The organism is Bradyrhizobium sp. JR4.3 (assembly GCF_040547695.1).
Classification (GTDB): domain Bacteria; phylum Pseudomonadota; class Alphaproteobacteria; order Rhizobiales; family Xanthobacteraceae; genus Bradyrhizobium; species Bradyrhizobium canariense.
Map to the genome: position 1 here is coordinate 14,539 of NZ_JBEPQF010000001.1, position 24,410 is coordinate 38,948.

24 protein-coding genes are annotated in these 24,410 nt (G+C 64.6%); 16 read left to right on the top strand and 8 right to left on the bottom strand.

Going from position 1 to position 24,410, the window contains the following annotated elements:
- Positions 1-2: 2 nt before the first annotated feature.
- Genes flgA through flgF form a run of 3 tightly spaced genes read right to left on the bottom strand, consistent with a single transcriptional unit; the run spans position 3 to position 2,704 of the window.
- Positions 3-1,127: a flagellar basal body P-ring formation chaperone FlgA gene (flgA, locus tag ABIB91_RS00075; protein WP_354159252.1), complete on the bottom strand. Its 1,125-nt coding sequence runs from the start codon at positions 1,125-1,127 to the stop codon at positions 3-5.
- A 10-nt stretch (positions 1,128-1,137) separates the two neighbouring features.
- Positions 1,138-1,926, bottom strand: a complete 789-nt coding sequence (flgG, locus tag ABIB91_RS00080) for a flagellar basal-body rod protein FlgG (protein WP_219685050.1) — start codon at positions 1,924-1,926, stop codon at positions 1,138-1,140.
- A gap of 16 nt (positions 1,927-1,942) precedes the next feature.
- Positions 1,943-2,704, bottom strand: coding sequence for a flagellar basal-body rod protein FlgF (gene flgF, locus ABIB91_RS00085; protein WP_354159250.1), 762 nt, complete (start codon positions 2,702-2,704; stop codon positions 1,943-1,945).
- A gap of 379 nt (positions 2,705-3,083) precedes the next feature.
- On the opposite strand from flgF, the gene fliL reads away from it, so the two are divergent.
- From fliL to ABIB91_RS00120, 7 genes are all read left to right on the top strand, one after another.
- Entirely contained in the window at positions 3,084-3,584 is a 501-nt protein-coding gene (fliL, locus tag ABIB91_RS00090; protein ID WP_007602133.1) for a flagellar basal body-associated protein FliL, read from the top strand.
- A 19-nt stretch (positions 3,585-3,603) separates the two neighbouring features.
- Positions 3,604-4,806, top strand: coding sequence for a flagellar motor switch protein FliM (gene fliM, locus ABIB91_RS00095; RefSeq protein ID WP_007602134.1), 1,203 nt, complete (start codon positions 3,604-3,606; stop codon positions 4,804-4,806).
- Complete coding sequence (locus ABIB91_RS00100; RefSeq protein WP_354159247.1) at positions 4,803-5,249, top strand: DUF6468 domain-containing protein; 447 nt, start codon at positions 4,803-4,805, stop codon at positions 5,247-5,249. The genes fliM and ABIB91_RS00100 overlap by 4 nt, the downstream gene beginning before the upstream one ends.
- A gap of 9 nt (positions 5,250-5,258) precedes the next feature.
- Positions 5,259-6,017, top strand: coding sequence for a MotE family protein (locus ABIB91_RS00105; protein ID WP_219685048.1), 759 nt, complete (start codon positions 5,259-5,261; stop codon positions 6,015-6,017).
- A gap of 102 nt (positions 6,018-6,119) precedes the next feature.
- Positions 6,120-9,839, top strand: a complete 3,720-nt coding sequence (locus tag ABIB91_RS00110) for a tetratricopeptide repeat protein (protein ID WP_354159245.1) — start codon at positions 6,120-6,122, stop codon at positions 9,837-9,839.
- A 93-nt stretch (positions 9,840-9,932) separates the two neighbouring features.
- The gene (locus tag ABIB91_RS00115; protein ID WP_354159243.1) at positions 9,933-10,256 is read left to right on the top strand and encodes a type II toxin-antitoxin system RelE/ParE family toxin; all 324 of its coding nucleotides are present in this window, start codon (positions 9,933-9,935) and stop codon (positions 10,254-10,256) included.
- A complete protein-coding gene (locus ABIB91_RS00120; RefSeq protein ID WP_354159241.1) occupies positions 10,253-10,534 on the top strand; it encodes a helix-turn-helix domain-containing protein in 282 nt (93 codons plus the stop codon). Before ABIB91_RS00115 ends, ABIB91_RS00120 begins: the two co-directional genes overlap by 4 nt.
- Before the next feature lie 289 nt (positions 10,535-10,823).
- Here the strand turns inward: ABIB91_RS00120 and fliP are convergent, their stop codons facing one another.
- Together fliP and ABIB91_RS00130 are read right to left on the bottom strand one after the other, a co-directional pair.
- Positions 10,824-11,585, bottom strand: a complete 762-nt coding sequence (gene fliP / locus ABIB91_RS00125) for a flagellar type III secretion system pore protein FliP (protein WP_035994574.1) — start codon at positions 11,583-11,585, stop codon at positions 10,824-10,826.
- On the bottom strand, positions 11,582-12,553 hold the full coding sequence (locus tag ABIB91_RS00130) for a flagellar biosynthetic protein FliO (RefSeq protein ID WP_354159239.1): 972 nt from the start codon (positions 12,551-12,553) through the stop codon (positions 11,582-11,584). Before ABIB91_RS00130 ends, fliP begins: the two co-directional genes overlap by 4 nt.
- Before the next feature lie 352 nt (positions 12,554-12,905).
- Here ABIB91_RS00130 and flgB point away from each other — a divergent pair, with 352 nt between their 5' ends.
- The 9 genes from flgB (at position 12,906) to atzF (ending at position 21,895) form a co-directional block, all read left to right on the top strand.
- Positions 12,906-13,310, top strand: coding sequence for a flagellar basal body rod protein FlgB (flgB, locus tag ABIB91_RS00135; RefSeq protein WP_007602147.1), 405 nt, complete (start codon positions 12,906-12,908; stop codon positions 13,308-13,310).
- A gap of 18 nt (positions 13,311-13,328) precedes the next feature.
- Positions 13,329-13,754, top strand: coding sequence for a flagellar basal body rod protein FlgC (gene flgC / locus ABIB91_RS00140; RefSeq protein ID WP_007602149.1), 426 nt, complete (start codon positions 13,329-13,331; stop codon positions 13,752-13,754).
- Positions 13,755-13,770: 16 nt separating this feature from the next.
- Complete coding sequence (fliE, locus tag ABIB91_RS00145) at positions 13,771-14,079, top strand: flagellar hook-basal body complex protein FliE (protein ID WP_007602151.1); 309 nt, start codon at positions 13,771-13,773, stop codon at positions 14,077-14,079.
- 173 nt (positions 14,080-14,252) lie between these two features.
- Positions 14,253-14,516, top strand: a complete 264-nt coding sequence (gene fliQ, locus ABIB91_RS00150) for a flagellar biosynthesis protein FliQ (protein ID WP_007602153.1) — start codon at positions 14,253-14,255, stop codon at positions 14,514-14,516.
- A 17-nt stretch (positions 14,517-14,533) separates the two neighbouring features.
- Entirely contained in the window at positions 14,534-15,304 is a 771-nt protein-coding gene (fliR, locus tag ABIB91_RS00155) for a flagellar biosynthetic protein FliR (RefSeq protein WP_007602155.1), read from the top strand.
- 11 nt (positions 15,305-15,315) lie between these two features.
- Positions 15,316-16,395, top strand: a complete 1,080-nt coding sequence (gene flhB / locus ABIB91_RS00160) for a flagellar biosynthesis protein FlhB (protein ID WP_007602156.1) — start codon at positions 15,316-15,318, stop codon at positions 16,393-16,395.
- Between the two features lie 154 nt (positions 16,396-16,549).
- Positions 16,550-19,132 (top strand): cell cycle histidine kinase CckA, encoded by a 2,583-nt coding sequence (gene cckA, locus ABIB91_RS00165; protein ID WP_354159235.1) that lies wholly within the window; start codon positions 16,550-16,552, stop codon positions 19,130-19,132.
- Positions 19,133-19,337: 205 nt separating this feature from the next.
- Positions 19,338-20,342: a Tim44 domain-containing protein gene (locus ABIB91_RS00170; protein ID WP_354159233.1), complete on the top strand. Its 1,005-nt coding sequence runs from the start codon at positions 19,338-19,340 to the stop codon at positions 20,340-20,342.
- 167 nt (positions 20,343-20,509) lie between these two features.
- The gene (gene atzF / locus ABIB91_RS00175; protein ID WP_354159231.1) at positions 20,510-21,895 is read left to right on the top strand and encodes an allophanate hydrolase; all 1,386 of its coding nucleotides are present in this window, start codon (positions 20,510-20,512) and stop codon (positions 21,893-21,895) included.
- Positions 21,896-21,905: 10 nt separating this feature from the next.
- Here atzF and ABIB91_RS00180 read toward each other — a convergent pair whose 3' ends face one another.
- The 3 genes from ABIB91_RS00180 to ABIB91_RS00190 form a co-directional block, all read right to left on the bottom strand.
- Positions 21,906-22,631 (bottom strand): Crp/Fnr family transcriptional regulator, encoded by a 726-nt coding sequence (locus ABIB91_RS00180; RefSeq protein ID WP_354159229.1) that lies wholly within the window; start codon positions 22,629-22,631, stop codon positions 21,906-21,908.
- A gap of 89 nt (positions 22,632-22,720) precedes the next feature.
- Positions 22,721-23,560 (bottom strand): ABC transporter ATP-binding protein, encoded by an 840-nt coding sequence (locus ABIB91_RS00185; RefSeq protein ID WP_354159311.1) that lies wholly within the window; start codon positions 23,558-23,560, stop codon positions 22,721-22,723.
- A 20-nt stretch (positions 23,561-23,580) separates the two neighbouring features.
- Positions 23,581-24,405: an ABC transporter permease gene (locus tag ABIB91_RS00190; RefSeq protein WP_354202300.1), complete on the bottom strand. Its 825-nt coding sequence runs from the start codon at positions 24,403-24,405 to the stop codon at positions 23,581-23,583.
- Positions 24,406-24,410: the final 5 nt, after the last annotated feature.

Genomic DNA, 24,410 nt, shown 5'->3' on the forward strand with positions numbered 1-24,410 from the left:
ACTTACTCTGACTTGGCTGGAGCTTGCGGGATCTGGGCTTGCGCGATCTGGGCCGGAGATGCCGGGGTCTGGACCAAGTTCCGGACGAGGGCTGCGGTATCGACGGGGGCGGGCGCCTCGTCGCGCTTGAGCGAGGAGGTCTGCTCGACCGCGGCCGGCATCGGCGCGGCCTGGCTGGCGCCCTGGACCGTCACCTGGCCGCGGCCGGTGACGACGCCGCTCAGCGTGCGCTTGGTCTGCAGATTGAGCACGCTGATGGTGTCGCCCTCGGCGCCGCTCTCGATCGCCTTGCCGCGCGTGGTGAGGTAGATTCCGGGGACCTGATAAATAACAGTGACGTTCTGGTCGCGCTGCACGAAGTCGGGCTTGACGATGTCGGCGACGCGGATCGGCGTCCCCGCCCGCATCGGCCGGCGGAGCTGCATGCCGAGCGTGCGATCGCGCGAGGCGGCCTCACCCGTGACCTCGGCCTTCGGCCGGCGCTCCATGGCGACGTCGGAGGCCTTTAGGAGATCGACACGATCGATGTCGCGCGTCAGCACGGCTACTTCCACCGTTTCGATCGCGGTGCCGGTGAAACGCAGCTTGGTCGGCGCCGGATTGTTGTCGTTGTTGATCTCGAAGGCGATGTCGAAACGGCCGCTGCGGGCGTCATAGCGGGTTGCGACCGGCTGCAGCGTGCCGGTGTTGGAGGCATCCAGCCGCATGTCGGCAATGCCGCGGTCGAACGTGACGGTGATGTTGGCGGCATCGCCAAGTCCGAAGCGGCGCTCGAGCGCCGTGGCGACCGCGGTTTCGAGGTCCTTGTTCGCCAGCGTGCGGGCGAGCCGGATGACCTGGACCTCCTTGATGTCGCCGGTCATCACGCCGATCACCTGTTTTGCGCGCAACACCGCCAGCACCTGGGCGACCGGCAGCGCACCGGTGGTGCCGAGATCGGGCGAGCGGTAGACCGGGATCAGCGCGGCCGAGCCGGCATTGTCGATGAGATCGCCGATCCGCACCACGTCCGAGGTCACGGTGATGCTCGCGCGCAGCGTCGGCGTCGCGATGAAATCGTCGGCGGCCCGTGCGGGCAGCGCCAGCACGAGGAGAGCGGAGATCGTGGCGAGGGTGGTGCGGATCATCGTCATCACCTCAGCGGAACAGCGCCGTGGTCGACTGCATCATCTGGTCGGCGGCGCTGATCACCTTGGCGTTCATCTCGTAGGCGCGCTGGGCGGCGATCAGGTCGCTCATTTCCGAGACGACGTCGACATTGGCCTGCTCGAGGCTGCTCTGGGTGATGTTGCCGAAACCCTCGGAGCTCGCGGTGCCGTCCTGCGGCGGGCCGGAGGAGGGCGTCTCGGTGAACTGATTGTTGCCGACCGGCTGGAGGCCGGCCTTGTTGATGAATCGGGTCAGGCCGATCTGGCCCTGGACGGCCGAGGTCGACGAACCCGGCAGCGTCACCGAGACCTGGCCCTGCACGTTGATGGTGAGGCCCGAGGCGTTGTTCGGGATCGTGATCGTCGGTTGCACCGGGTTGCCCTGCGCCGTGACGATGCGCCCCTGATTGTCCATCTGGAAGGTGCCGTCGCGGGTGTACTGGAAGCTGCCGTCGGGCATCAGGATCTTGAAGAAGCCTTCGCCCGTAATGGCCATGTCGAGGTCGTTGCCGGTCTGCGACAGCGTGCCCTGGGTCATGCTGCGCGGCGTGCCGACGGTCTTGACGCCGCCGCCGATGTCGACGCCGACCGGCAGGATGGTGCCCTGGTCGGACGACTGGGCGCCGACGCGGCGGACGTGTTCGTAGATCAGGTCTTGGAACGCGGCGGTCTGCTTCTTGAAGCCGGTGGTGCGCAGGTTCGCGATGTTGTTGGAGATCACCTGAACGTTGAGTTCCTGTGCCGCCATTCCGGTTGCTGCGGTGTGAAGCGCCTGCATGTCAGTTCTCCCTCAATCAGGCCGGAACGTCGGCGAGCTTCTCGATCGCCGACTTGTGCATGTCACTCTGCTGCTGGAGCAGGTTGGCGATGGCGGTGTAGCTGCGCATGACTTCGACCATGCGGCTCATCTCACCGACCGAGTTCACGTTCGACTTCTCGACGTAGCCCTGCTGCACGGTCGACTTGGTGTCGGCCTGCGGAGTCGCGGAGCCGATGTTGTAAAGGTTGGCGCCGAGCTTGGTCAGCTTGGCCGGATCGTCGAACGAGGCCATGCGGATCTTGCCGCGGATCGAGTCGTTCTTGGCCGTGCCCTCGAGCACCGTGACGGTGCCGTCCGGCGCGACGTTGATATCGTGGTCGGTCGGCTGGAAGGTGATCGGGCCGCTGGTGCCCAGCACGAGGTTGCCGTCGGAGTTGACGAGCTGGCCGGTGCTGTTGAGCGAGAATTTGCCGTCGCGGGTGTAGCGCTCGGCGCCATTGGCCTGAACCGCGAAATAGGCGTTGCCGCTGATCGCCATGTCGAGCGGATTCTTGGTCGGTTCCATCGGCCCCTGACCGACGTCGCGGAAGGTGCCGCGGTCCTGCACATAGGAGACCCGGCGGTCGGAGCCGACGAAATTGTCCTCACGCGCGTTCGAGTTGAGGTACTCCTCGAACAGCGAATGGTCGGCCTTGAAGCCGTTGGTGTTGGCGTTGGCGACGTTGTTGGCGATGACATCCATCTGCCGTTCCAACGTCATCTGTCGTGACAACCCGATCAGAAGCGCGTTCTGCATCGGAAATCTCCCCTGAGTGAGATCTGCCAGCTCGCTCTCCCAAGCGCCTTGGCCGATCCCGTGAACGAGACCTCGGGTTCTCCCAAACCCTGGGTCTCGATCCTTTCTCAGCGAAACTCGTGCCAAGCTGGAAAATTGTGTTGTTTCAGTCTCTTGTCTGTTTTTCGAGGGCGCGGGGAGGCGGCAGAAAGGGTCTGTTAGCCATGTTTGCCCGGCAGATTTTTCCTAGTGAAGGCCCAATCGAAAGGTTCCGTTAACCATTATTACCGTAGCGTTTGCGCGTAAGAGGAGCACTGCGCTGGGGCATTTGTATCGCGTCACTGTCTGCCAGGAGCTTCGCTCTTTCGACCCATTTGAGAGATGAGCGAGCGCGGCGATCATGGCAGAGAATGAAGCGGAAGGCGGCGGAGCCGCTGAGGGCGCGGAAGCCGCTCCGCCCAAGAACAAGTTCAAGCTGATGATCATGGTGGTGGGCCTGCTCGCCGTTCTCGGCGGCGGCGCCGCGACCTGGTTCTTCTTTTTCCGTCACGGCGACGACGAGCATCACGCCGAGGCGGCGCCTCCGCCGAAGCCGCCGGCTTTTGTTGAGGTTCCCGACATCATGGTCAACCTCGCCGGCGCGCCGGGCGAGCGCGTGCAATATCTGAAGCTCAAGATCGTGCTGGAGCTGAAGGAAGAGAAGCAGGTCGAGGCGATCAAGCCGACGATGCCGCGCATCACCGACATCTTCCAGACCTATGCGCGCGAGCTGCGCTCCTCTGACCTCAACGGTTCCGCCGGCATCTTCCGCCTCAAGGAAGAGCTGACCAAGCGCGTCAACGCGGCGGTCGCTCCGGTCCAGGTCAGCGCGGTGCTGTTCAAGGAAGTCGTGATCCAGTGAGCATGACGGGCTAGGGATCATGGCAGGCACCGACCAACCAGACCAGGATGCAATTGCCGCCCAATGGGAGGCCTCGCTCGATTCCGAGGATCCCGCCGAGGCCGCGAAGGCTGCTGCTGAAAATGAACTGTCCGAGACCATGGCCCTGCAATGGGCGGCCATGGTCGAGGATGGCAGCCGCGATCTCGGGGCCGGCAAGAATTCCGGCGAACGGGTGCTGTCGCAGGAGGAGATCGACAACCTCCTCGGCTTCGCGGTCGGCGACGTCACGCTCGACGATCATTCCGGCATTCGCGCCATCATCGATTCGGCGATGGTCTCCTACGAGCGTCTGCCGATGCTCGAAATCGTCTTCGACCGCCTGGTGCGGTTGCTGACGACCTCGTTACGCAATTTCACCTCCGACAACGTCGAAGTCTCGCTCGACCGCATCACCTCGGTGCGCTTCGGCGACTACATGAATTCGATTCCGCTGCCCGCCGTCCTCACCGTCTTCAAAGCCGAAGAGTGGGACAATTTCGGCATGGCCGTGGTCGATTCCAGCCTGATCTACTCGATGATCGACGTGCTGCTCGGCGGCCGCCGCGGCTCGAGCCAGCTGCGCATCGAGGGCCGGCCCTACACCACGATCGAGACGGAGTTGGTCAAGCGGCTGGTCGAAGTCGTCATGACCGATGCCGAACAGGCGTTCCGGCCGCTGTCGCCGGTGACCTTCACCATCGACCGGCTCGAGACCAACCCGCGTTTCGCCGCGATCAGCCGTCCCGCCAACGCCGCGATCCTGGTGCGCCTGCGCATCGACATGGAAGATCGCGGCGGCAACATCGAGCTGTTGCTGCCTTACGCGACCATCGAGCCGATCCGGGGCGTCCTGCTCCAGATGTTCATGGGCGAAAAGTTCGGCCGCGACCAGATCTGGGAAGGCCATTTCGCCACCGAGATCGTCCAGGCCGAGATCTCCGTCGACGCCGTGCTCTACGAAGCCGACATTCCGCTCAAGCAGTTGATGCGGCTGAAGGTCGGCGACACGCTGCCGCTGGACATGCGCGCGGATGCCAACGTCACCGTTCGCTGCGGCGACGTCACCATCACCGAAGGACGCATGGGCCGGGTCGGCGATCGCGTCGCGATACGGGTGACGAAACCCTTGCGCAAGCCAAGTACGACACTTGCGATGTTCGAAAAGGTCGACGAGCAGAACAAGATGATGGAGGCCCCATGAACCACTCCCTAGGAATGGCGATCGAGACGCTGGTGGCTATCCTGCTGATGCTGACCATCGTCTACTGCGTCACGCTCAACAAGCGGCTGACGCGGCTGAAGGCGGACGAGCATTCGCTGAAGGCGGTCATCGGCGAGCTGATCACCGCAACCGAGATCGCCGAGCGCGCGATCGGCGGGCTGAAGCTCGCCGTGCGCGACGTCAACGAGAACCTCGGCAGCCAGCTCGCGTCGGCGACCCAGATGTCCGAGCAGCTCTACAAGCAGCTCGGCGAAGCCGATAATGTGGTGCGGCGCCTGTCCAAGATCGCGATCGCCGCGCGCCCCGTGACGAACCCGGAGACGGTCGCCGCGCCCGCAGTCAAGCCCTCGTCGGCGAAGGCGGTGGCGGCTGCGGCCGAAGCCTTCTCCGAGCGCCGACGATCCAACGGTCTTGCCGCATAAAGTCAGGGTATGAAGTCTTTTCGCAACATCCGCGTCATTCCGATCGTGCTGGTTGCCGTTGCTGGCCTCGCCACGCTGAAGGTCACGGGTCTTGTGATCAATGGCGGCTATGTCTTCGACTACAAGCCGAGCCAGACCAAGAAGTCCTGGGCGCAGGAGAATCTGAACTTCCCGGCCAGCCGTGAGGATCCCGACATCACGGGCTCGACCCATGGCGCGCCGAAGGAGGCGCCGAAGCCGGCCGCACCCGACACCAAGTCCGAAGGCGCCGCCGTCAAGGAGGAAGCCCAGTCGCAGATCTCCGCCTCGGAGCGCGCGATCCTGGAACGCTTGCAGTCGCGCCGCCAGGAGATCGAGGCCCGCCAGCGCGAGATCGACATCCGCGAGAGCCTGTTGAAATCCGCCGAGAAGCGCATCGAAAACAAGGTCGAGGAGATGAAGGCGGTAGAAACCCGTATCTCCGCGACACAGGCCGAGCAGAAGGCCGCCGAAGCCCAGCGCATGAAGGGCCTCGTGACCATGTATGAGGGCATGAAGCCCAAGGACGCCGCGCGGGTCTTTGACCGGCTCGAGATGGGCGTGCTGATCGAGATCGCCTCGCAGATCGCGCCGCGAAAAATGTCGGACATCATGGGATTGATGTCCCCGGAGGCCGCCGAGCGGCTGACGGTCGAGATGGCCCGCCGGGCCAATGGCGGCGGCGATCAGTCCGCTTCGGCCGGCGAGCTGCCCAAGATCGACGGCAAGCCGACGCAAAAGCCGAATTGAGGGCTCATACTTAAGAAGTCCTTAATTGCCAAAATCTACAGTCTGGAGCAGGGGCCGGCATCAATACCGGCGTGGACCGTCGAACCGGAAGAAATGCCGCCAATGGCGCGAGAGGCTGCCGCTGGATTTGTGTCGCGAGCCCGCGCCCTGGCGCGGAGGCTGTCGCGTCATGTCCGCGCGGCGCCGCTGCTGGCAGTCAGCCTGCTGATCGGCTTCACGGCGCCTGTCCGGGCGGCCGATGCTGTCAGGGGCGAGGCGACTTTCTCGGCCAGCGGCGGCTTTGCCCGTCTCGTGATCAAGCTCGGGGAGGACATCCCTTCCGAGGTGACGACGGCCGGCTCCATTCTCGTCATCCGCTTCGACCGGGCGGTCGACGTGCCCGTCGACCGCGTCCCGGAAGGTGCGCCCGACTACGTCAACTCCGCCCGCCGCGATCCCGATGGCGGCGCCATCCGTCTGTCGCTGGCGCGGCGCGTCACCGTCAATACCATGAATGCCGGCGAACGAACCTTCATCGACCTCTTGCCGGAGGGTTGGAAGGGGCCACCGCCGAGCCTGCCGATGGACGTGGTCAAGGAACTCGCCGAGCGCGCGCGCGTCGCCGAACGCGCCCTGCGTGCCCAGCGCGCCGCGGCGGAGAGCAAGAAGCACCCGCAGATCCGCGTGCGCGCTTCGGTGCAGCCGACCTTCGTTCGCTTCGTGTTCGAGATGCCCGACGGCGTCGGTGTATCCTCCGTGCTCAACGAGCAGAAGCTCACGCTCGCTTTCAACGCCAACCTCAATTTCGATCTGGCGGACGCGGTCGTCGCAGCGCCGCCGAACGTCGCCTCGATCAAGCAGAAAGGCGATATCGACCAGACCAGTGTCGAGATCGCGCTGATCGGCGATTCCGACGTGCATTCGTTCCGCGACGAGAAGAACTACGTCGTCGACATCTCCTTCCAGCCGGACAAGAGCAAGATGGCCGATTCGGCCGAGGCTGCCATCGCGCAGGCCAAGCCCGCCGCTCATGGACCGGCGCCTGCGCCTGAAAAGCCTGCGGCCGAGAAGCCGATCGCGCCGCCGACGTCCGAGGCGATCGCGCGCGAAGCCAGGATCGACGTGAAGCCCGAGGTGAAGCCGGAGGCGCCCGCCGCCATGCCGCCCGCTGAAGCGCCGAAATCGGTGCCGGCTCCTGCGGCCGAAGTTGCACAAGCGCCCAAAGAAATGTCGAAGCCTGCGCCCCCAGCTGCAGAAACCGCGGTCGCGCCTGCCAAGCCGGTCATGGCCGAAGCGCCTCAAGAGGTCGTGAAAGAAGCTGCCAAGGAGCCCGTCAAGGAGCCGGTCAAGGAAGCCGTCAAGGCCGTGCCGGCAGAGGCGCCCGCCGCGCCGCAGCCGACTGGTGCCAGCGTCGATGTCCGCCGCGACAGCGACGGCCTGCGCGTGACCTTCCCGCTTCAGGTCGCAACGCCTGCGGCGGCGTTCCGCCGTGGCGACACAGTCTGGCTGGTGTTCGATACGGCGAAGCCAATCGACGTCGAGGCGATCCGCACCAAGGGCGGTGCGATGATCGGCGAGGTCGGCCGCGTCCCGCTCGAGAAGGGACAGGCGGTGCGCATCCGTCTCACCCGGCCCCTGGTCTATTCGCTGACGAGCGAGGAGGTCGGCAAGCAGACCAACTGGCTCTTGACCCTCGCCGACAAGATCCAGGCGACGCCGCTGCCGCTAATGATCTCGCGCAACATTACCGACCCGGCGCTCGCCAACATCGCGATTCCTTTTGCCAATCCGGGCCTCCTGCACAAGCTCACCGATCCCGATGCCGGCGACACGCTCTATGTCGTCACCGCGCAGCGGCCGGTGCGCGGCTTCATCAAGCGACAGGACCTCGTTGACCTCGCGCTGCTGGAGTCCGCGCATGGCATCGCGATCCGGCCGAATTCCGACGAGGTCGGCGTCGAGGTGGGAGCCGACAAGGTCATCCTCGGCAAGAAGGGCGGGCTGACGCTGTCGCCGGTCGACATCTCGGCCGAGCGCGCGCCCACCGCAGTGCGGCCGGTCTTCAGTCCCGAAGCCTGGCGCAAGGGCCAGTCGGAAAATTTCATAGCGCGCCAGAACGAGCTGATCACGGCGATCTCCAACGTCGAGCCGGCGATGCGTTCGCTGCCGCGGCTCGACCTCGCGCAATTCTACATGTCGCGCGCGATGTATCACGAGGCCAAGGCCGTCACCGAATTGATGCTGGCCGATCCCCTCAACAAGGAGGAGAGCGGTGCGCTGATCATGCATGCGATCGCGAGCATCCTGATCGGCCGGCCGGCACAGGGCCTGAAGGACCTCGCCAACCCCGTGATCGGCAACAGTCACGATTCTCAGCTTTGGAAGGCGCTCGCCTATGCGCGCCAGGGCAAATGGGCGGACGCGCGCGAGAAGTTCAAGAACGTCGAATTCGCCATCGCCTCGCTGCCGCTCGACATCCAGCGCATCGTGACGATGGAGGCGATGCGCGCTTCGCTCGAGGTGAAGGATTATGCCGGTGCCTCCAAGCGCCGCAGCGAGCTCGAGGTGGTCGGCGTCTCGCCCGAGGCAGCGCCCGGCTTCGCGGTGCTGCGCGGCCGGCTCGCCGAAGCGCTCGGCCACGATAAGGACGCGCTCGACGACTACAAATTCGCGGTCGGCTCGTCCGACCGGCCGGCTGCGGCCGAGGCCAAGCAGCTCGAGGTCGCGCTGCGGCAGAAGCGCGATGAGATCGGCAAGGAAGACGCGTTGCGCGAGCTCGAAACGCTCTCGATGACCTGGCGCGGCGACTCGATCGAGGTCAAGACGCTCCAGATGTTGTCCCAGATGTTTGCCGAGAACGGGCGCTACCGGGATGCGCTCACCGCGGCGCGTACCGCGACAAAGCTGCAGCCGAACGCGGAAGCCTCGCGCCAGGCGCAGGACCTCGCCTCCGACCTGTTCACGCAGATCTTCCTGGGACCCAAGGGCGACGAGCTGCCGCCGATCGAAGCGCTGGGGATGTTCTACGAGTTCCGCGAGCTGACGCCGATCGGCCGCCGCGGCGACGAACTGATCCGACGCCTCTCCGACCGTCTCGCCTCGATCGATCTGCTCGACCAGGCCGCCGAGCTCCTGCAATACCAGGTCGACCATCGCCTCGAAGGCGCGGCGCGTGCGCAGGTCGCCGCGCGACTCTCCATGATCTATCTCGCCAACCGCAGACCCGACATGGCGATCACGGCGTTGCGCGCGAGCCGTATCAGCGACCTCTCGGGCGAGCTCAGGCAGCAACGGCTGCTGCTGGAGGCGCGTGCCCAGAGCGACGTCGGCCGCCACGATCTCGCGCTCGACATCGTCTCCAACGTTACAGGACGCGAGGTGCTGCGGCTGCGCTCGGACATCTTCTGGGCGGCGCGGCGCTGGCGTGAATCCGCCGAGCAGATCGAGCTTTATTACGGCGAGCGCTTCCGTGACTTCAAGCCGCTCAACAGTGTGGAGAAAAGCGACATCATCCGCGCGGCTGTCGGTTATGCGCTCGCCGACGACTCGATCGGCATGTCGCGCTTCCGCGAGAAATATGCGCCGCTGATGAGCGAGAGCGCCGATCGGCTCGCCTTCGACATCGCGAGCAAACCGACCGGCGCCTCCAGCGCCGAATTCGCCGATATCGCCAAGCTGGCTGCCAGCGTCGACACGCTCGACGGCTTCCTGCGCGAGATGAAGCAGCGCTTCCCCGATGCCACCGCCCGCGCGCCGGCCTCTCCGCAGGCCAAGGACGAGTCCGACCACACCGGCTCGTTGCCCACGATTCCCGTCGTGCGGCAGATCAAGATGACGCGGTAGTTTGCAAGATCGTTAGTCAGCAGCACAGCGGATCCGCCACGGCGTCGGTTCTTTGCGCTTTTCAAAATCTCAAAAATGAGATAATGTCGATCCGTGTCCTGGCGGGTTGAAATTCTCGATGAGGCCGTCGCCGCAGAGATTGCGGCTCTGCCGGCCGATATGCAGGCACGTTTTCTGCGGCTCGCAGAGCGCATCGCTTCGGCAGGGCTGGAGAGCCTTAGCGAGCCACACGTGAAACATCTAGAGGGGAAGCTCTGGGAACTGCGCTTGGCCGGTCGCGATGGAATTGCCCGCGCATTATACGTGACTGCGATCGGACGCAGAGTGATCGTTGTGCGCGCGTTTGTGAAAAAGACACAGAAGACGCCGCGTGCCGAGATCGAGCTCGCGCTGCGAAGAGCAAAGGACGTCTCATGACGATCGCTTTTGAGAAGCTGAAGGCGCGTCTGCTCGCCAACCCGAAGGTGAAGGCGGAGTATGACGCGCTGGCGCCCGAGTTCGAGATCGCTGCCGAACTGCTCAGGGCCCGCTTGCGTGCTGGTCTTTCGCAAGCGGAACTCGCGGCTCGGATGGGCACCAGTCAATCTACGATTGCCCGGCTCGAAAATGGCCAGACCCTGCCCAGCACCAAAACGCTTCTGCGCTTCGCCGAGGCGACAGGCAGCAAGATGCATGTGACGCTTTCGGCAGCGTGATGCAGGTCAATGCGACCTCACCGCATGCTGGTGCTGATTGGCGATCAGTTCAGCAAGCAGCACGACGTCTAGGGGGAGGGCGGGCGCTGCCGTATCGCGCGAAGCGCTGCTGGTCGCCCCATTCTCCGTCATCGCGAGCGCAGCGAAGCAATCCAGCGTCTGTCCGCGGCGGCAGCCTGGATTGCTTCGTCGCAAGAGCTCCTCGCAATGACGGGGAGATAGCGGGGCCAAGTCGAGTGCGGGAGGGATGCAAGGCCGGCTCCGCAGTTCGCCCCTGGGCACGCGCCCGCTAACCTCCGTAACTCTGTACCAGACTCCCTGCCACCAGCGACCAGCCGTCGACGAGCACGAAGAAGATCAGCTTGAACGGCAGCGAGATGGTTGCGGGCGGCAGCATCATCATGCCCATCGACATCAGCACGGACGCGACGACGAGGTCGATGATCAGGAAGGGAAGGAACAGCAGAAAGCCGATCTCGAAGGCACGTTTCAGCTCCGAGATCATGAAGGCGGGGACGAGGATGCGTAAGCCGAGCTCGTCGGGGGTTGCCGGCGGCGGCTCGCCGGAGAGATCCAGGAAGAGCTTGAGGTCCTTCTCGCGCACGTTCTTCTGCATGAAGCCGCGCAGGGGGACGGAGGCGCGCTGAAGCGCGTCTTCAACGCCGAGCTGATTGGCGACCAGCGGACGGATGCCTTCGTCGTAGGATTTTTGCAGGACGGGTCCCATCACGAAGAAGGTGAGGAACATCGCCAGCGCGATGATCACCGAGTTCGGCGGGGCGGTCGCGGTGCCCATCGCGGTGCGCAGCAGCGACAGCACGACCACGATGCGCGTGAACGACGTCATCATGATCAGGATCGACGGTGCGATCGACAGCACCGTCAGCAGCGCGATCAGCTGGATCGCGCGCTCGGTGACGCCGCCACCGCCAGCGCCTCCTCCGCCGAGATTGATGCTGATATCCTGCGCATGCGCCGGCATCGCGAGCGAAGCCGCGCCGATCAGGACAGAAAGAAGAAAAACTCTACGCGGGAGGGCCGGCAGCCTCACGAAGACGGCTTCGGACGGCCGAGCAACGAGGCCATCTCGTCTTCGAGATTTTCAAAGCTGGTCTTTTCCGGAGCCGGCTTTGCGGGAGGGGCCGGGGGTGCCGGCGGCTCGCTGCGGGCCACACGCGGAGGAGCGGCCGGGGGCTCCGGGGCGACCGGAGGGGCAAGCGTCTCGCCGGCGGGGCGGCGGAGTGCTGCTTCGAGTCGCTGCGCCATCTCCGCGAGATTTTGCTCGGCGCTCGATGGCGCCGCAGGAGCGGGCGCCGGCGGCGGAACGGGCGGAGCCTGCGGCACGGGCGGAGGTGGTGCGGCGACGCGCTCGGCGCGCACTGGCGGCGCCTTCACCGGCTCGCTCTGGCGCGGCGGACGCGGCATCAGAGGGGGTTCGTTGCGCGCAACGCGCGGCGGAACAGGTTCGGGACGCAGCTCGCGCTCGGGGCGCGGCGCGATCGGCTCGGAGGTGAAGCCGGCCGGTGGCGGCTCGTTGCGGCGTTCGGCCAGCGCGGGAGCGGGCCGGCGCACTTCGTCGGCAAAGGACGGGCGCGCGGGCCGCGGTGGCGGCTCGGGCATGTGCGGCTCGGGATGATCGAGCAGCTCGGGCCGCGGTGCTTCGTCGGCCCAGCTGCTGCTATCATGCATCGGCGCGAGACGCGGCGGCTCGGCAGCATTGGAGCGCTGCGGGAGCTGGTCGCGGCCGGGCGCTGCGCGAACGATGTTGGGTTCGACGACGATGTCCGTGGGGCCGCCGATCATCAGAAGATGCTCGACATTGTCACGCCGGACCAGCACCAGACGGCGGCGGCCGTCGACTGCGGCGGCATCGATCACGGCGAGCCGGGGCATCCGGCCGCGCTGGGTGTTGGCGCCGAGCCGGCTGGTGGCGAATCGGCGAACCAGCCATGCAGCGACGCCGATCAACGCCAGAACGACGATGAACGCGACGATGAAGGTGATAGGACTGCCTTGCATACTTGTCCCCGACAAATGGCGCTTGTCTCGGGCCCGTGGTCAGATGCGCCAACCACTGGCTTACGTTGCCCCAAACTGCGATTTCTTAACGTCCCACGGCAAGTTTTGCCGTCCCCAACTCTTAATAACCCATGAATCGCTCGATCCAAAACGACTTCTTGGCCTGTGCATGCGCCGCCAAGCGGTTGGGTTAATGCCGCTTTTGGAGGCGTAGAATCACGGGGCGTGCGCGTTCGTGTCCCGGCGGGGGGCAACTGCCTGCGACCTCCTTAACCAGCTGTTAACCATACAGGCGGCAAATTCTGCCTAGCTTCGGACCCATGGGTCCTGCGAGGCGGAAGGAGCCGCAACGATGTCCATCAACGATCTTCCGGTGCTATCGGCGCTTCGCACCAAGATGCAATGGCACCAGGAGCGCCAGCGCGTCCTTTCCGAGAACGTCTCCAATTCGGACACGCCCAAATTCCGGCCGCGCGACCTGGTCGAGCCGAAGCTGGACAAGAGCGGTGCCGTCACGGGTTCGATGGGCCCCTTGGCGCTCACCCGCACCAGCGGTTCCCACATGGCGCCGTCAGGCGCGGCCTCCGGATTCGACCAGAACAAGAATGCGGGTTTTGAGACCCGCCCCGCGGGCAACGCCGTCAATCTCGAAGAGGAGATGATGAAGGCCGCCAGCAACCAGATGGATTATGCGGCGGTGACCTCGCTCTATTCGAAGAGCCTGCATCTGCTCAAGACCGCGATCGGCAAAGGCTAGAGCTAGAGGAAGCGCATCATGGCGAATGACAGCAGCGACTTTGCCCGCTCGATGGCGATCGCGACCTCCGGTCTGCGGGCGCAGGCCGGGCGCATGCGGGTGATCTCGGAGAACATCGCAAATGCGGATTCGACGTCGCAGACCGCCGGCGGTGATCCTTACCGGCGCAAGGTGCCGACCTTCTCCTCGGCGCTCGACCGTACACTCGACGCGCAGGTCGTCACCCTCGGCAGGATCAAGCCCGACCAGTCCAATTTCCGCACCAAATACGAGCCGAACAATCCGGCGGCGGATGCGACCGGTAACGTCAAATATCCGAACGTAAACTCGGTGGTCGAGATGACCGACATGCGCGACGCGCAGCGGTCGTACGAGGCCAATCTCAACATCATCAGCGCGACACGCCGGATGATCCAGCGCACCCTCGACATCCTCAAGAGCTGAACAGGACATTTGAACCATGGCAACACCGACAATTGCCGCCAACGCCTATGCAAACCTCGCTCGCGTGCTGGAGAACAGCGGTGCCGGCAAGGGCAACGAGCCGAGCGGGCAGTCCTTCGCCTCTCTTCTGAAAGACACTGTCGGCAGCGTCCTGGAGTCTGGTCGAAAATCCGATGCGCAGACGGTGGCGATGGCCGCCGGCAAGGCCAACGTGATGGACGTGGTGACGGCGGTCGCAGACACCGACGTCGCCGTGTCGACGCTGGTCTCGGTCCGCGACCGTGTGATTGCGGCCTATGAAGACATCATGAAGATGCCGATCTGATTTTTGGCGCTCGCGCCCGCCCCAATCGTCATTGCGAGCGCAGCGAAGCAATCCAGAGTCTTTCCGAAGCGGCAGTCTGGATTGCTTCTCTACGCTCGCAATGACGGGGGATAGGTCTTCGCATCGCTCGCAAGAGCGGTGGGAGGCGAGGAATAAGACAAGGGAATTGTGCAATGACCGGACCGGAAACCCTCGACGTCGCGCGTGATGCGATCTGGACCATCGTGATCGTGTCGTCGCCCCTGATGTTGGTCGGCCTCGTGGTCGGCGTCGTCGTGTCGCTGTTCCAGGCGCTGACGCAGATCCAGGAGCAGACACTGATCTACGTGCCGAAGATCCTGGCCATCTTTGCCACAATGCTGTTGGCCTTGCCGTTCATGGCCGACGCACTGCATTCCCACATGCTGCGGATATCGTCGCGAATCATCGGCGGTTGAGGCACTATGCGCCCATCATGCGCATCGACGTCTCGCTGCTGCCGGCGCTTGCCGCCTCCTTCATGCTCGCCTTTGCCCGGGTCGGCGCGATGGTGATGCTGTTGCCGGGCCTGGGCGAGACCAATATCCCGACACGGATCAAATTGTCGATCGCGCTGCTGCTCACGCTGATCATCCTGCCGCTGCATCGCAACGCCTATCAGGTCGACATGGGTTCGATCGCGCCGCTGCTGGTCCTGATGCTGCATGAGATCGTGATCGGCATCGTTCTGGGGGCGACTGCGCGGGTGACGTTGTCGGCGCTGCAGGTTGCCGGTGCCGTGATCGCGCAGCAGATGGGGCTCGGCTTCGTCACCTCGGTCGATCCGACGCAGGGACAGCAGGGCGTGCTGGTCGGCAACTTCCTGACGATATTGGGGGTCACGCTGCTGTTCGCCACCGACAGTCATCATCTGGTGATCGCGGCACTGAACGACAGCTACACGATCTTCGCGCCGGGCGAGACCGTGTCGAGCGGCGATGTCGCCGCGCTGGCGACGCGCGCCTTTGCCGCCGCGTTCCGCCTGGGTTTGCAACTTTCCGGACCGTTCCTGGTGTTCGGCCTCGTCTTCAACATCGGGCTCGGCGTGCTGGCGCGGCTGATGCCGCAGATGCAGGTCTATTTCGTCGGCGTGCCGCTCTCGATCTTCGCCGGCTTCCTGGTGCTCGCCGTGGTGCTCACGGCGATGATGGGCACCTATCTCGACTATTTCATCGGTGTCATGCACCAGATGATGCCACTCAAGTGACCGGGTGATCGATGGCGGAAGACAATGATCCAGAGAGTCAAACAGAAGACCCGACGCAAAAACGTCTCGAAGAGGCGCTCGAACGCGGTGACGTCGCCAAGAGCCAGGAGATCAATACCTGGTTCATGATTGCGGGCGCCACGCTGGTGGTCTCGAGCTTCTCGGGATCGGTCGGCAGCGGGCTATTGGCGCCGATGCGCAACCTGCTCGCCAATTCCTGGATGATCAAGACCGACGGCAGGGCGCTGCTCGCCCTGATGCAGCAGATCGAAGTCGCTGTGCTCGCGGCGGTGGGCGTGCCGCTGCTGATGCTGGTGCTGGCTGCAATTGCCGGCAACGTGCTGCAGCACCGCCTGGTCTGGTCGGCCGAATCCCTCAAGCCCAAGTTCAGCAAGCTGTCGCCGGCCGAGGGCCTCAAGCGCATCTTCGGCAAGCAAGCGGCGGCGAACTTCCTCAAGGGTCTCGGCAAGCTGATCGTGCTCGGCGCGGTCATGACCATGATCCTGTGGCCGGAGCGGCATCGCATGGAAGCGATGGTCAGGCTCGATCCGGCCGCCCTGCTCGGCGCCTCCACCAGCCTGACCATTCACCTGCTCGGCGCGGTGGTCGCGGCGCTCGCGATCATCGCCATCGGCGACTATTTCTTCCAGTATCGCAGCTGGTTCCAACGGCAGAAAATGTCGCTCCAGGAGATCAAGGAAGAGTTCAAGCAGTCCGAAGGCGACCCGCACATCAAGGGCAAGCTCAGGCAGTTGCGCCAGCAGCGCTCCAAGAAGCGCATGATGGCGGCGGTTCCCAAGGCTTCCGTGATCATCACCAACCCGACCCACTACTCGATCGCGCTGTCCTACGAGCGCGGCATGTCGGCGCCGATCTGCGTCGCCAAGGGCGTCGACAACCTCGCTTTCAAGATCCGGGAGATCGCGCGCGAGCACGACATCCCGATCGTCGAGAACGTGCCGCTCGCCCGCGCCCTCTACGCCACCGTCGAGATCGACGAGGAAATCCCGACCGAGCACTACCATGCGGTCGCCGAAGTGATCGGCTACGTCATGCGTCTGAAGAGCGGATTCGGTGCCAGCCGGCAATAATACCCCTGAAAAGTACTGGAAATGGCCGTAATCTGGGAATCAGCGTACCTTTCGCCCCTGCTGCCCTTGCGTCTGCGGGTCCGATTCAGGCAGGGAGGACCCTGCGCGCCCTGTAGCGCGTTGATTCTCTGCCGACAGGCTGTGCCAGCTTGAGATGACTGCCGAGACCGACCACGACCTCACACGCGAGCCCGTTGCGGCGCACGAGCCGTCGCCGCGCTCGGGCAGCATTGCGCTGGTGCTGCTGGTGGCCGCCGGCCTCGTCGCCGTTGCCGTCGGGTTGATGACGCTCGGGCGCGCGCAGGCCCAGCCCTATATCCTCGGCATCCTCGCCGTGCTGGCGATGGTCGGCCTGTTCAACCTGTTCGCCTTCGCCGCCGGCATCATCCGCTTCGTCGATCGCAATCTCGACGATCCCGTGATGGGGCGCATCGCCGACCACGCCTTTGACGGCCTCGCCGTGACCGACCCGCGCGGCCATGTGGTCTATTCCAATGCGGCCTATCTGACGCTGACCGGCGCCGCCGGGCCACAGGACGTGCGCCCCGTGGAACGCGTCTTCATCGGCAATCCCGACGTCTCCGAGGCGGTGTTCCGCCTGTTGAAAGCCGCGCGCGAAGGCAAGCGGCAGCAGGAAGAGGTGCGCATCTCCGGCCATGACGGCAGCCAGGGCCGCTGGCTGCGCATGCGGGTGCGGCCCCTCGGCACCGGCAAGCGCGAGACGAGATACGCGGTGTGGTCGATCGCCGACATCACCCGCGACCGCGAGCGCCAGGAGGACGTGTTCCAGGAACTCCAGCACGCGATCGAATATCTCGATCACGCGCCTTGCGGTTTCTTCTCGGTCAATCCGGCCGGCGAGCTCGCTTATGTCAACGCGACGCTGGCGAACTGGCTCGACTACGACCTCGCCGAGATCGGCTCGGGCGGGCTGAAGCTCACCGACATTGTCTCCGGCGATGGCGCTTCGCTGCTGACCGCGATCGTGTCGGTGCCGGGCGAGGTGAAGACCGAGGTCTTCGACATCGACCTGCGCATGCGTACCGGCAAGACCATGCCGGTGCGGCTCTATCACAAGCTCGCCTTCGGCGCCGACGGCGCGCCGGGCCCGTCGCGCACGCTGGTGATCAGCCGTGCCCGCGACGAGCGCAGCGATCCGGACCGTGCCGCCGAAGTGCGCTTCATGCGCTTCTTCGACCATACCCCGATGGCGATCGCCACCGTCGACCGCGGCGGCAACGTCGTGCGCGCCAATGCGCGCTACGCCAAGCTCGGGCAGGCGCTAGGGCTCGACAGCGCCAGCAAGTCGATCTTCCGCGCGGTCAATTCGCGCGACCGGCATCTTTTGATCGCGGCCATCAACCAGGCCGCGGAGGGCCAGGCCGACGTCGCGCCGGTCGAAGTGGCGCTCGAAGGAACCAGAGAGCGCTGGGGCCAGTTCTTCGTCACGCCCGTGGACGCGGCCGAGAACGACGCCGAAGTCGCCATCGTGCACATGCTCGAGACCACCGAGCGGCGCGCGCTGGAGAACCAGATCAATCAGTCGCAGAAGATGGAGACCGTCGGCCAGCTCGCCGGTGGCATCGCCCACGACTTCAACAACGTGCTCTCCGCCATCATGATGGCGAACGACTTCCTGCTGAACGCGCACAAGCCGACCGACCCGTCGTTCCAGGATATCATGCAGATCAAGCAGAACGCGACGCGGGCCGCCACGCTGGTGCGGCAGTTGCTGGCGTTCTCACGGCGGCAGACACTGCGGCCGCAGGTGCTCGACCTCGGCGATGCGCTCTCTGATCTCGCCATGCTGCTGCGTCGCCTGATCGGCGAGAAGGTCAAGCACGAGACCATCCACGGCCGCGATCTCTGGCCGGTCAAGGTCGACGTCTCCCAGTTCGAGCAGGTCATCGTCAACCTCGCGGTCAACGCGCGCGATGCCATGCCCGACGGCGGCAAGCTGATCATCCGCACCGCCAACGTCACCACCGAGGAAGCGGCCAGGCTGGCCTACAAGGGCATGCCGGCAGCGGACTACGTGCGGATCGAGGTCGCCGACACCGGTACCGGCATCCCCGCCGATATCCGCGACAAGATCTTCGAGCCGTTCTTCTCGACCAAGGAAGTCGGCAAGGGCACCGGCCTCGGGCTCTCCACCGTGTATGGCATCGTCAAGCAGACCGGTGGCTTCATTTATGTGGACTCCGAGCCGGGGCAGGGCACCTCGTTCCAGATCTTCCTGCCGCGCCATCATGCCGAGCCGGAGGTGCAGGTCGAGCAGCCGGCGCCGGTCGTTGGCGCCAGCAATGGTGCCGCGAAGGAAGCCGGGTCCGTGACGGACGCCAAGCCCCGCACCGATCTCACCGGACAGGGCACCATCCTCCTGGTCGAGGACGAAGAGGGCCTGCGCGCGCTCAACGCGCGCGGTCTGCGCTCGCGCGGCTACACAGTGGTCGAGGCCGAGAACGGTGTCGAGGCGCTGGAGGTACTGGAAGAGCAGAGCGGCGGAATCGATCTCGTCGTGTCCGACGTCGTGATGCCGGAGATGGACGGCCCGACACTGCTCAAGGCGATGCGCGAGAAGAATCCCGACATCAAGTTCATCTTCGTCTCCGGCTACGCGGAAGACGCATTCGAGAAGAGCCTGCCCGAAGGCCAGCAGTTCGACTTCCTGCCCAAGCCGTTCACGCTCAGCCAGCTCGTGGCGGCCGTGAAGGAGACGATGGCGAAGGCGGGGTGAGGGCCTCGACGCCATGACGACGGGAAACCGGAACTCCCGTCGCACTAGTGACCGGTAACCCGCGACCGCGGCTCCTTCGCACGCCCGGCCAAGCTGCCGCCAAAGATGGGCTTTTGCCACATCCCCGCGACTGAGGGCCGCAGCCATAAGTTCCGATAGTGGCTTCCTTTTTACGGAAGGCTGCCCATCTTAGGGGCACGTCCCCATGCCGGGGATCTGGGAAACCAACATGAATTTCTCGCAACGCTCCCGCAGCCTCTTCAAGACGATTGCCGTCGTGCTGGCGCTTGCGCTGCCGACTGCGCTGGCGATCTCGTCCGCCGACGCGCGCGTCGGTGGCGGCATGTCGTCTGGTTCGCGCGGTTCGCGCACCTATTCGGCCCCGCCATCAACCACGACCGCGCCGGGCTCGACCTCGCAGTTCAATCGGACCTACACCCAGCCGGGCGCAGGCATGAATTCGGCTGCCGCCGCACCCGCGCGTGGCGGCCTGTTCGGCCGCGGTGGCGGTTTCCTGGGCGGCCTTGCGGCCGGGTTCCTCGGCGCCGGCCTGCTCGGCATGCTGTTCGGCGGTGGCCTGTTCGGCGGCCTCGGCGGCCTGTCGTCGATCATCGGCCTGATCATCCAGATCGTGCTCGTGGTGCTCGTGGTTCGGCTGGCGATGTCCTGGTGGCAGCGCCGGCACACCCCGCAGGCGGCCTATGCCAACGCTGACGCCGGTGCCGGTCCGGGACCGCAGGCGAATAACCGTGGTGGTCTTGGCGGCGGTCTTGGCGGCGGCTTCGGATTCGGCGCCAACAACGCCCCGCTCGAGATCAAGCCGGACGACTATGAAGCGTTCGAGCGCCTGCTCGGCGATGTCCAGACCGCGTGGTCGAATGAGGACGTGGCCAAGCTGCACACGCTGGCGACGCCGGAAATGGTCTCCTATTTCGAGCAGGACCTCGGCCAGAACCGCGCGCGCAATGTCGTCAACAAGATCAGCGGCGTGAAGCTGTTGCAGGGCGACCTCGCGGAATCCTGGCGCGAAGGCGAGACCGATTACGCGACGGTGGCGCTGCGCTTCGCGCTCACCGACAAGACGCTCGACCGCAATACCGGCGCAATTGTCGCCGGCAGCGAGCAGCCGGGCGAGGCCACCGAAGTCTGGACCTTTGCCCGACGTCCAGGCGGCGCCTGGGAATTGTCGGCGATCCAGCAGACCAACTGATCGCGCGTATAGCGACAAACGAGGGCGTCGTGCTTCGGCACGGCGCCCTTTTTGTTTGAGCGGCAGGTTTAAGGTCAGGCGGCCATTTGGGCGAAGCACTTAATTGCTTGTTGGCCGCGCAGAGCTGCCGCAATTTCGCACATGCCGGTTGGATGAGGAGATATTCCGTGAGCCAGTGTGTCGCGCGCCTCAGGACAAACTACGAAGGCATTGCCAGGAGTTCGTCCCTGCTGCTGGAGGCGATCGGAACGGCGTATGACCGGATCGAGGCCGAGCGCGACCGCAATTGCTGGATCTATCTTCGCCCACGGCAGGAGGCACTCGAAGAATGCCATAAGCTGGTGGCGCGCGCGCGGACGGGCGAAAATCTTCCGCTGCTTGGCATTCCATTTGGTGTGAAGGACAATATCGACGTCGCGGGAATGCCGACAACTGCCGCATGTCCGGCGTTCAGCTACACGCCCTGGCATTCCGCGCATAGCGTCGAACGCCTCACCGCAGCCGGCGCAATTTGCCTCGGAAAGACCAATCTCGATCAGTTCGCCACAGGCCTGTCCGGCGCGCGCTCGCCCCATGGCCCCTGCGCGTCGATTGCCGATGCGCGCTATGTTGCGGGCGGCTCCAGTTCCGGGTCCGCGGTCGCCGTGGCGGCCGGGCACGTCGCCTTTGCGCTCGGCACCGATACCGGCGGCTCGGGGCGCATACCTGCCGGGTTCAACAACATCGTCGGAATCAAGCCGACCGTTGGGCTGGTGTCATCACGTGGCCTGGTGCCGAATTGTCCGACGATCGATTGCGTGTCGGTATTCTGCAATACCGTCAGCGACGGCGAAGCAATCCTCGACATCATCGAAGGGTTTGATTTCGAAGATCCCTACAGCCGCCTGCCCAGAACCTTTTTCTCCGCCAACGGGGCGGCGGCATCATTCCGGTTCGGCCGCGTTGCGCCGGCAGATATCGAATGCTTCGGCATGTCGGAATGCGGCGAACTCTACGAGAGCGCCTGCGAACGTCTTGCTCATATCGGAGGGACGGCGATCGAGGTGGACTTTGCCCCATTCCGCCAAGCGGGGGAGTTGATGTTCAGCGGTCCCTGGGTCGCTGAGCGGCGCTCCGCCATCGCTTCTCTCATCGATGTCGAATCCGGCTCCTTGCTTGATGTCACGAGGACCGTGCTGGGCTCAGCCGCCGGCTATTCGGCGATCGACACGTTTGGCGCCATTCACCGGCTGCACCGGCTTCGCCGCGACGCCGAAGCAATCTTTGCCGGCATCGATGCCCTGGTGGTTCCGACTGCACCGCGGCCGTTCACACTGGAGGAGATGCATCGTGATCCGATCACCCTCAACAATCGTCTGGGCTACTACTCGTACTTTGCCAATCTACTCGATCTCTGCGGCGTCGCCGTTCCGAATGCGAAATTGTCAAACGGCATGCCCATGGGCGTGACCCTGCTAGCGCCGGCCTGGCACGATCGCGCGCTGATCGGACTGGCGCGGCGGTTCGAGGCAGGCGCAGACGGATCGGCGTTCGAATTGAAGTCTGGCGGCTAAAGGGCGGACATTATCCCATCGCCTGCCCGAGCGTAGAAATATCCAGGATCGAAATCACGGATCTTTCGTATCTGATCACGCCTTCGTCCTGGAGCCGCGCGAGTTGCACGGTCACCCATTGGCGGGTGGATCCGATGAGGTTGGCGAGATCCCCGTGGGTGAACGGCATGCCGACGACGACCTCGTTGTCGCGCTTCACGCCGTAGACGTGCGACAGGAAGATCAGCAGGCTGTGCAGCCGCTCGGTCACCGAGCGCGTCCCAAGCATCTGGGCCATCGCCGAATAGCATCGCGCCTTGAATGCGAGGGCATCCAGCAAGGCGACGGCAATCGTCGGCGATTCCAGCGCAAGCCGCCGCAGCGCCGGTCCGGGCATGAACGTCAACCGGCTGCGCTCGGCTGCAACCGATGTCCACATGTGCGGGCCCGTCCCGAATATGTCGGGCCCGCCGACGAAGTTGCCGGGAAACCAATAGGCGAGCGTGACTTCGCGCCCCGACGGTGCAGCATAGTAGCTGCGTATGCGTCCCTCGCTGATCAGGTAGATCCCGGCCTGTGCGTCGCCCTGAGACCAAACCAGTTGGCCGGCTTCCAGGATCTTTTCGCGTCCGATCGCACGCAAGCGATTGCAATCAGCCCGGTTGAGACCATCCAGCAAGCCGGGCAGCGGTCTGACGAGATCGTCCGACTCCGCGAGCATCACACCTGCCGCTATCGCGCTGTTCGCCCTGTGCATGGCCGGCTCCGCATGTGAGACCCGGCATCGAATATTCAAGAACCATGCCAGCCCGCTGCGTCCGCCTCAGACCCGCGGGCTCCGGGTCATCAGTCCGCGTCCGACTGATTGAAAGCCCGCAACCCTTCTACGCGGATGACGTCGAGACAATCCTTCTTGAGCGACAGATAAGCTGGCTCGACCATGACAGAACTCGACCGTGGGCGCGGCAGCTTGACCGCGACTTCGCGCAGGATGCGGCCGGGTCCCGCGCTCATGATGAGAACGCGGTCGGCCAGCACGATGGCTTCATCGATATCATGCGTCACGAATACGATTGTCGCCTTGATCCGGTCGCGCAGCGCCAGCAGATTGTCTTGCATCACCGCGCGGGTCTGCGCGTCGAGCGCCCCGAAGGGCTCGTCCATCAGCAGCACACGGGGCTGATTGGCCAGCGCTCGCGCGATCGCCACGCGCTGTTGCATGCCGCCGGACAGCGTGTTCGGATAAGCGTCGGCGAAACGCTTGAGGCCAACCATCGCGATCAGATCGTCGGCGATGGCATACGCTTCCGTCTTGGACTTCCCGAGCATCCTGGGGCCGTGGGCGATGTTGCTGCGGACGGACTTCCAGGGAAAGAGATGCGGCTGCTGGAACACCATACCGACATCGGGACGCGGACTGTAGACGGGTGCGCTCTCGACTAGGATCTCGCCTTCGAACGGCACTTCCAACCCGGCGATCGTATTGAGCACCGTCGACTTGCCGCAGCCGGAGGGTCCGGCGATGCAAACGAATTCGCCAGGCGCCACGTCAAAGGAAACGCGATCGACCGCGATGACTTGCCCGCGCTTGGTGTCGAAGACGATGCTCAGGTTCGAGACTTGAATGGCCGGTTGTTTCCGCGCCGATTCGACGGAGGCAGGCGAACTTGCCAGCGCCAGTTTCATGCCCGATCGAGATCCCGACATCAGCGCCACCAGACGATACGTTCGGCAAGAGCCGCAAACAGCCGGTCGGCGATGAACGACATCAACCCGAGCGCTGCGAGCCCGCCCATGACCTGGCCCGTTTGCAAATTCTGCTGCGCAATCTCGATCCTGTAGACGATGCCGGCGAAAGCGCCGGCCAGTTCAGCCGCGACAAGCGTATAGAAGGAGATGCTGACGGCGGTGCGCAACCCGACCACAATGTAGGGAAGCGCGCCCAGCAGCACGATCTCCTGCAGCATCTGCCGTCGGGGCGTGCCGAGCATCAACGCCGCCCGAATCAGGCCACGGTCGACCTTCTGCACGCCGATGTGAGTCGAAAGCCATACCGTGAAGAATACGCCCCATACGACGAGGAACAATTTTCCCGCCTCCGACAGGCCGAACCAGAGGATGACGATCGGCACGAACGCAATCGGCGGAATTGGCCGCAAGATATGGAATAGCGGGGACAGCAAGCTCGAGATAACGGGGAATTGGCCGGTGAGAACACCGAGCAGGATGCCGAGCGCGCCGCCTATGATGAATCCCGTGGTGACGCGAAAGAGGCTGGCCAACAGATCGCTAAAGAACTGTCCGCTTCGGATCCATTCAAGCACGGCCGCAGCAACCACCGTGGGCGGCGGAAACAGCACCATGTTGACGGTTCCGGAACGGGAGACAAGTTCCCAGAGCCCAATGAACAAGGGAAGCGAAAGCGCCCCGACCAGAATATTGAGACGGCGAAGCCGAACTGAATTCGGCCGCCGAGCGCGACCGCCAGTGCGGATGGCAATATCGCGTCCCGCTGAAGTGGCTTCCTGCATGGCCG

Excerpts from the sequence above, each read along its gene's own strand:
- flgA (WP_354159252.1), bottom strand. The coding sequence starts at position 1,127 with ATGATCCGCACCACCCTCGCCACGATCTCCGCTCTCCTCGTGCTGGCG.
- flgG (WP_219685050.1), bottom strand. The coding sequence starts at position 1,926 with ATGCAGGCGCTTCACACCGCAGCAACCGGAATGGCGGCACAGGAACTC.
- flgF (WP_354159250.1), bottom strand. The coding sequence starts at position 2,704 with ATGCAGAACGCGCTTCTGATCGGGTTGTCACGACAGATGACGTTGGAA.
- fliL (WP_007602133.1), top strand. The coding sequence starts at position 3,084 with ATGGCAGAGAATGAAGCGGAAGGCGGCGGAGCCGCTGAGGGCGCGGAA.
- fliM (WP_007602134.1), top strand. The coding sequence starts at position 3,604 with ATGGCAGGCACCGACCAACCAGACCAGGATGCAATTGCCGCCCAATGG.
- ABIB91_RS00100 (WP_354159247.1), top strand. The coding sequence starts at position 4,803 with ATGAACCACTCCCTAGGAATGGCGATCGAGACGCTGGTGGCTATCCTG.
- ABIB91_RS00105 (WP_219685048.1), top strand. The coding sequence starts at position 5,259 with ATGAAGTCTTTTCGCAACATCCGCGTCATTCCGATCGTGCTGGTTGCC.
- ABIB91_RS00110 (WP_354159245.1), top strand. The coding sequence starts at position 6,120 with ATGGCGCGAGAGGCTGCCGCTGGATTTGTGTCGCGAGCCCGCGCCCTG.
- ABIB91_RS00120 (WP_354159241.1), top strand. The coding sequence starts at position 10,253 with ATGACGATCGCTTTTGAGAAGCTGAAGGCGCGTCTGCTCGCCAACCCG.
- ABIB91_RS00130 (WP_354159239.1), bottom strand. The coding sequence starts at position 12,553 with ATGCAAGGCAGTCCTATCACCTTCATCGTCGCGTTCATCGTCGTTCTG.
- flgB (WP_007602147.1), top strand. The coding sequence starts at position 12,906 with ATGTCCATCAACGATCTTCCGGTGCTATCGGCGCTTCGCACCAAGATG.
- flgC (WP_007602149.1), top strand. The coding sequence starts at position 13,329 with ATGGCGAATGACAGCAGCGACTTTGCCCGCTCGATGGCGATCGCGACC.
- fliE (WP_007602151.1), top strand. The coding sequence starts at position 13,771 with ATGGCAACACCGACAATTGCCGCCAACGCCTATGCAAACCTCGCTCGC.
- fliQ (WP_007602153.1), top strand. The coding sequence starts at position 14,253 with ATGACCGGACCGGAAACCCTCGACGTCGCGCGTGATGCGATCTGGACC.
- fliR (WP_007602155.1), top strand. The coding sequence starts at position 14,534 with ATGCGCATCGACGTCTCGCTGCTGCCGGCGCTTGCCGCCTCCTTCATG.
- flhB (WP_007602156.1), top strand. The coding sequence starts at position 15,316 with ATGGCGGAAGACAATGATCCAGAGAGTCAAACAGAAGACCCGACGCAA.
- cckA (WP_354159235.1), top strand. The coding sequence starts at position 16,550 with ATGACTGCCGAGACCGACCACGACCTCACACGCGAGCCCGTTGCGGCG.
- ABIB91_RS00170 (WP_354159233.1), top strand. The coding sequence starts at position 19,338 with ATGCCGGGGATCTGGGAAACCAACATGAATTTCTCGCAACGCTCCCGC.
- ABIB91_RS00180 (WP_354159229.1), bottom strand. The coding sequence starts at position 22,631 with ATGCACAGGGCGAACAGCGCGATAGCGGCAGGTGTGATGCTCGCGGAG.
- ABIB91_RS00185 (WP_354159311.1), bottom strand. The coding sequence starts at position 23,560 with ATGAAACTGGCGCTGGCAAGTTCGCCTGCCTCCGTCGAATCGGCGCGG.
- ABIB91_RS00190 (WP_354202300.1), bottom strand. The coding sequence starts at position 24,405 with ATGCAGGAAGCCACTTCAGCGGGACGCGATATTGCCATCCGCACTGGC.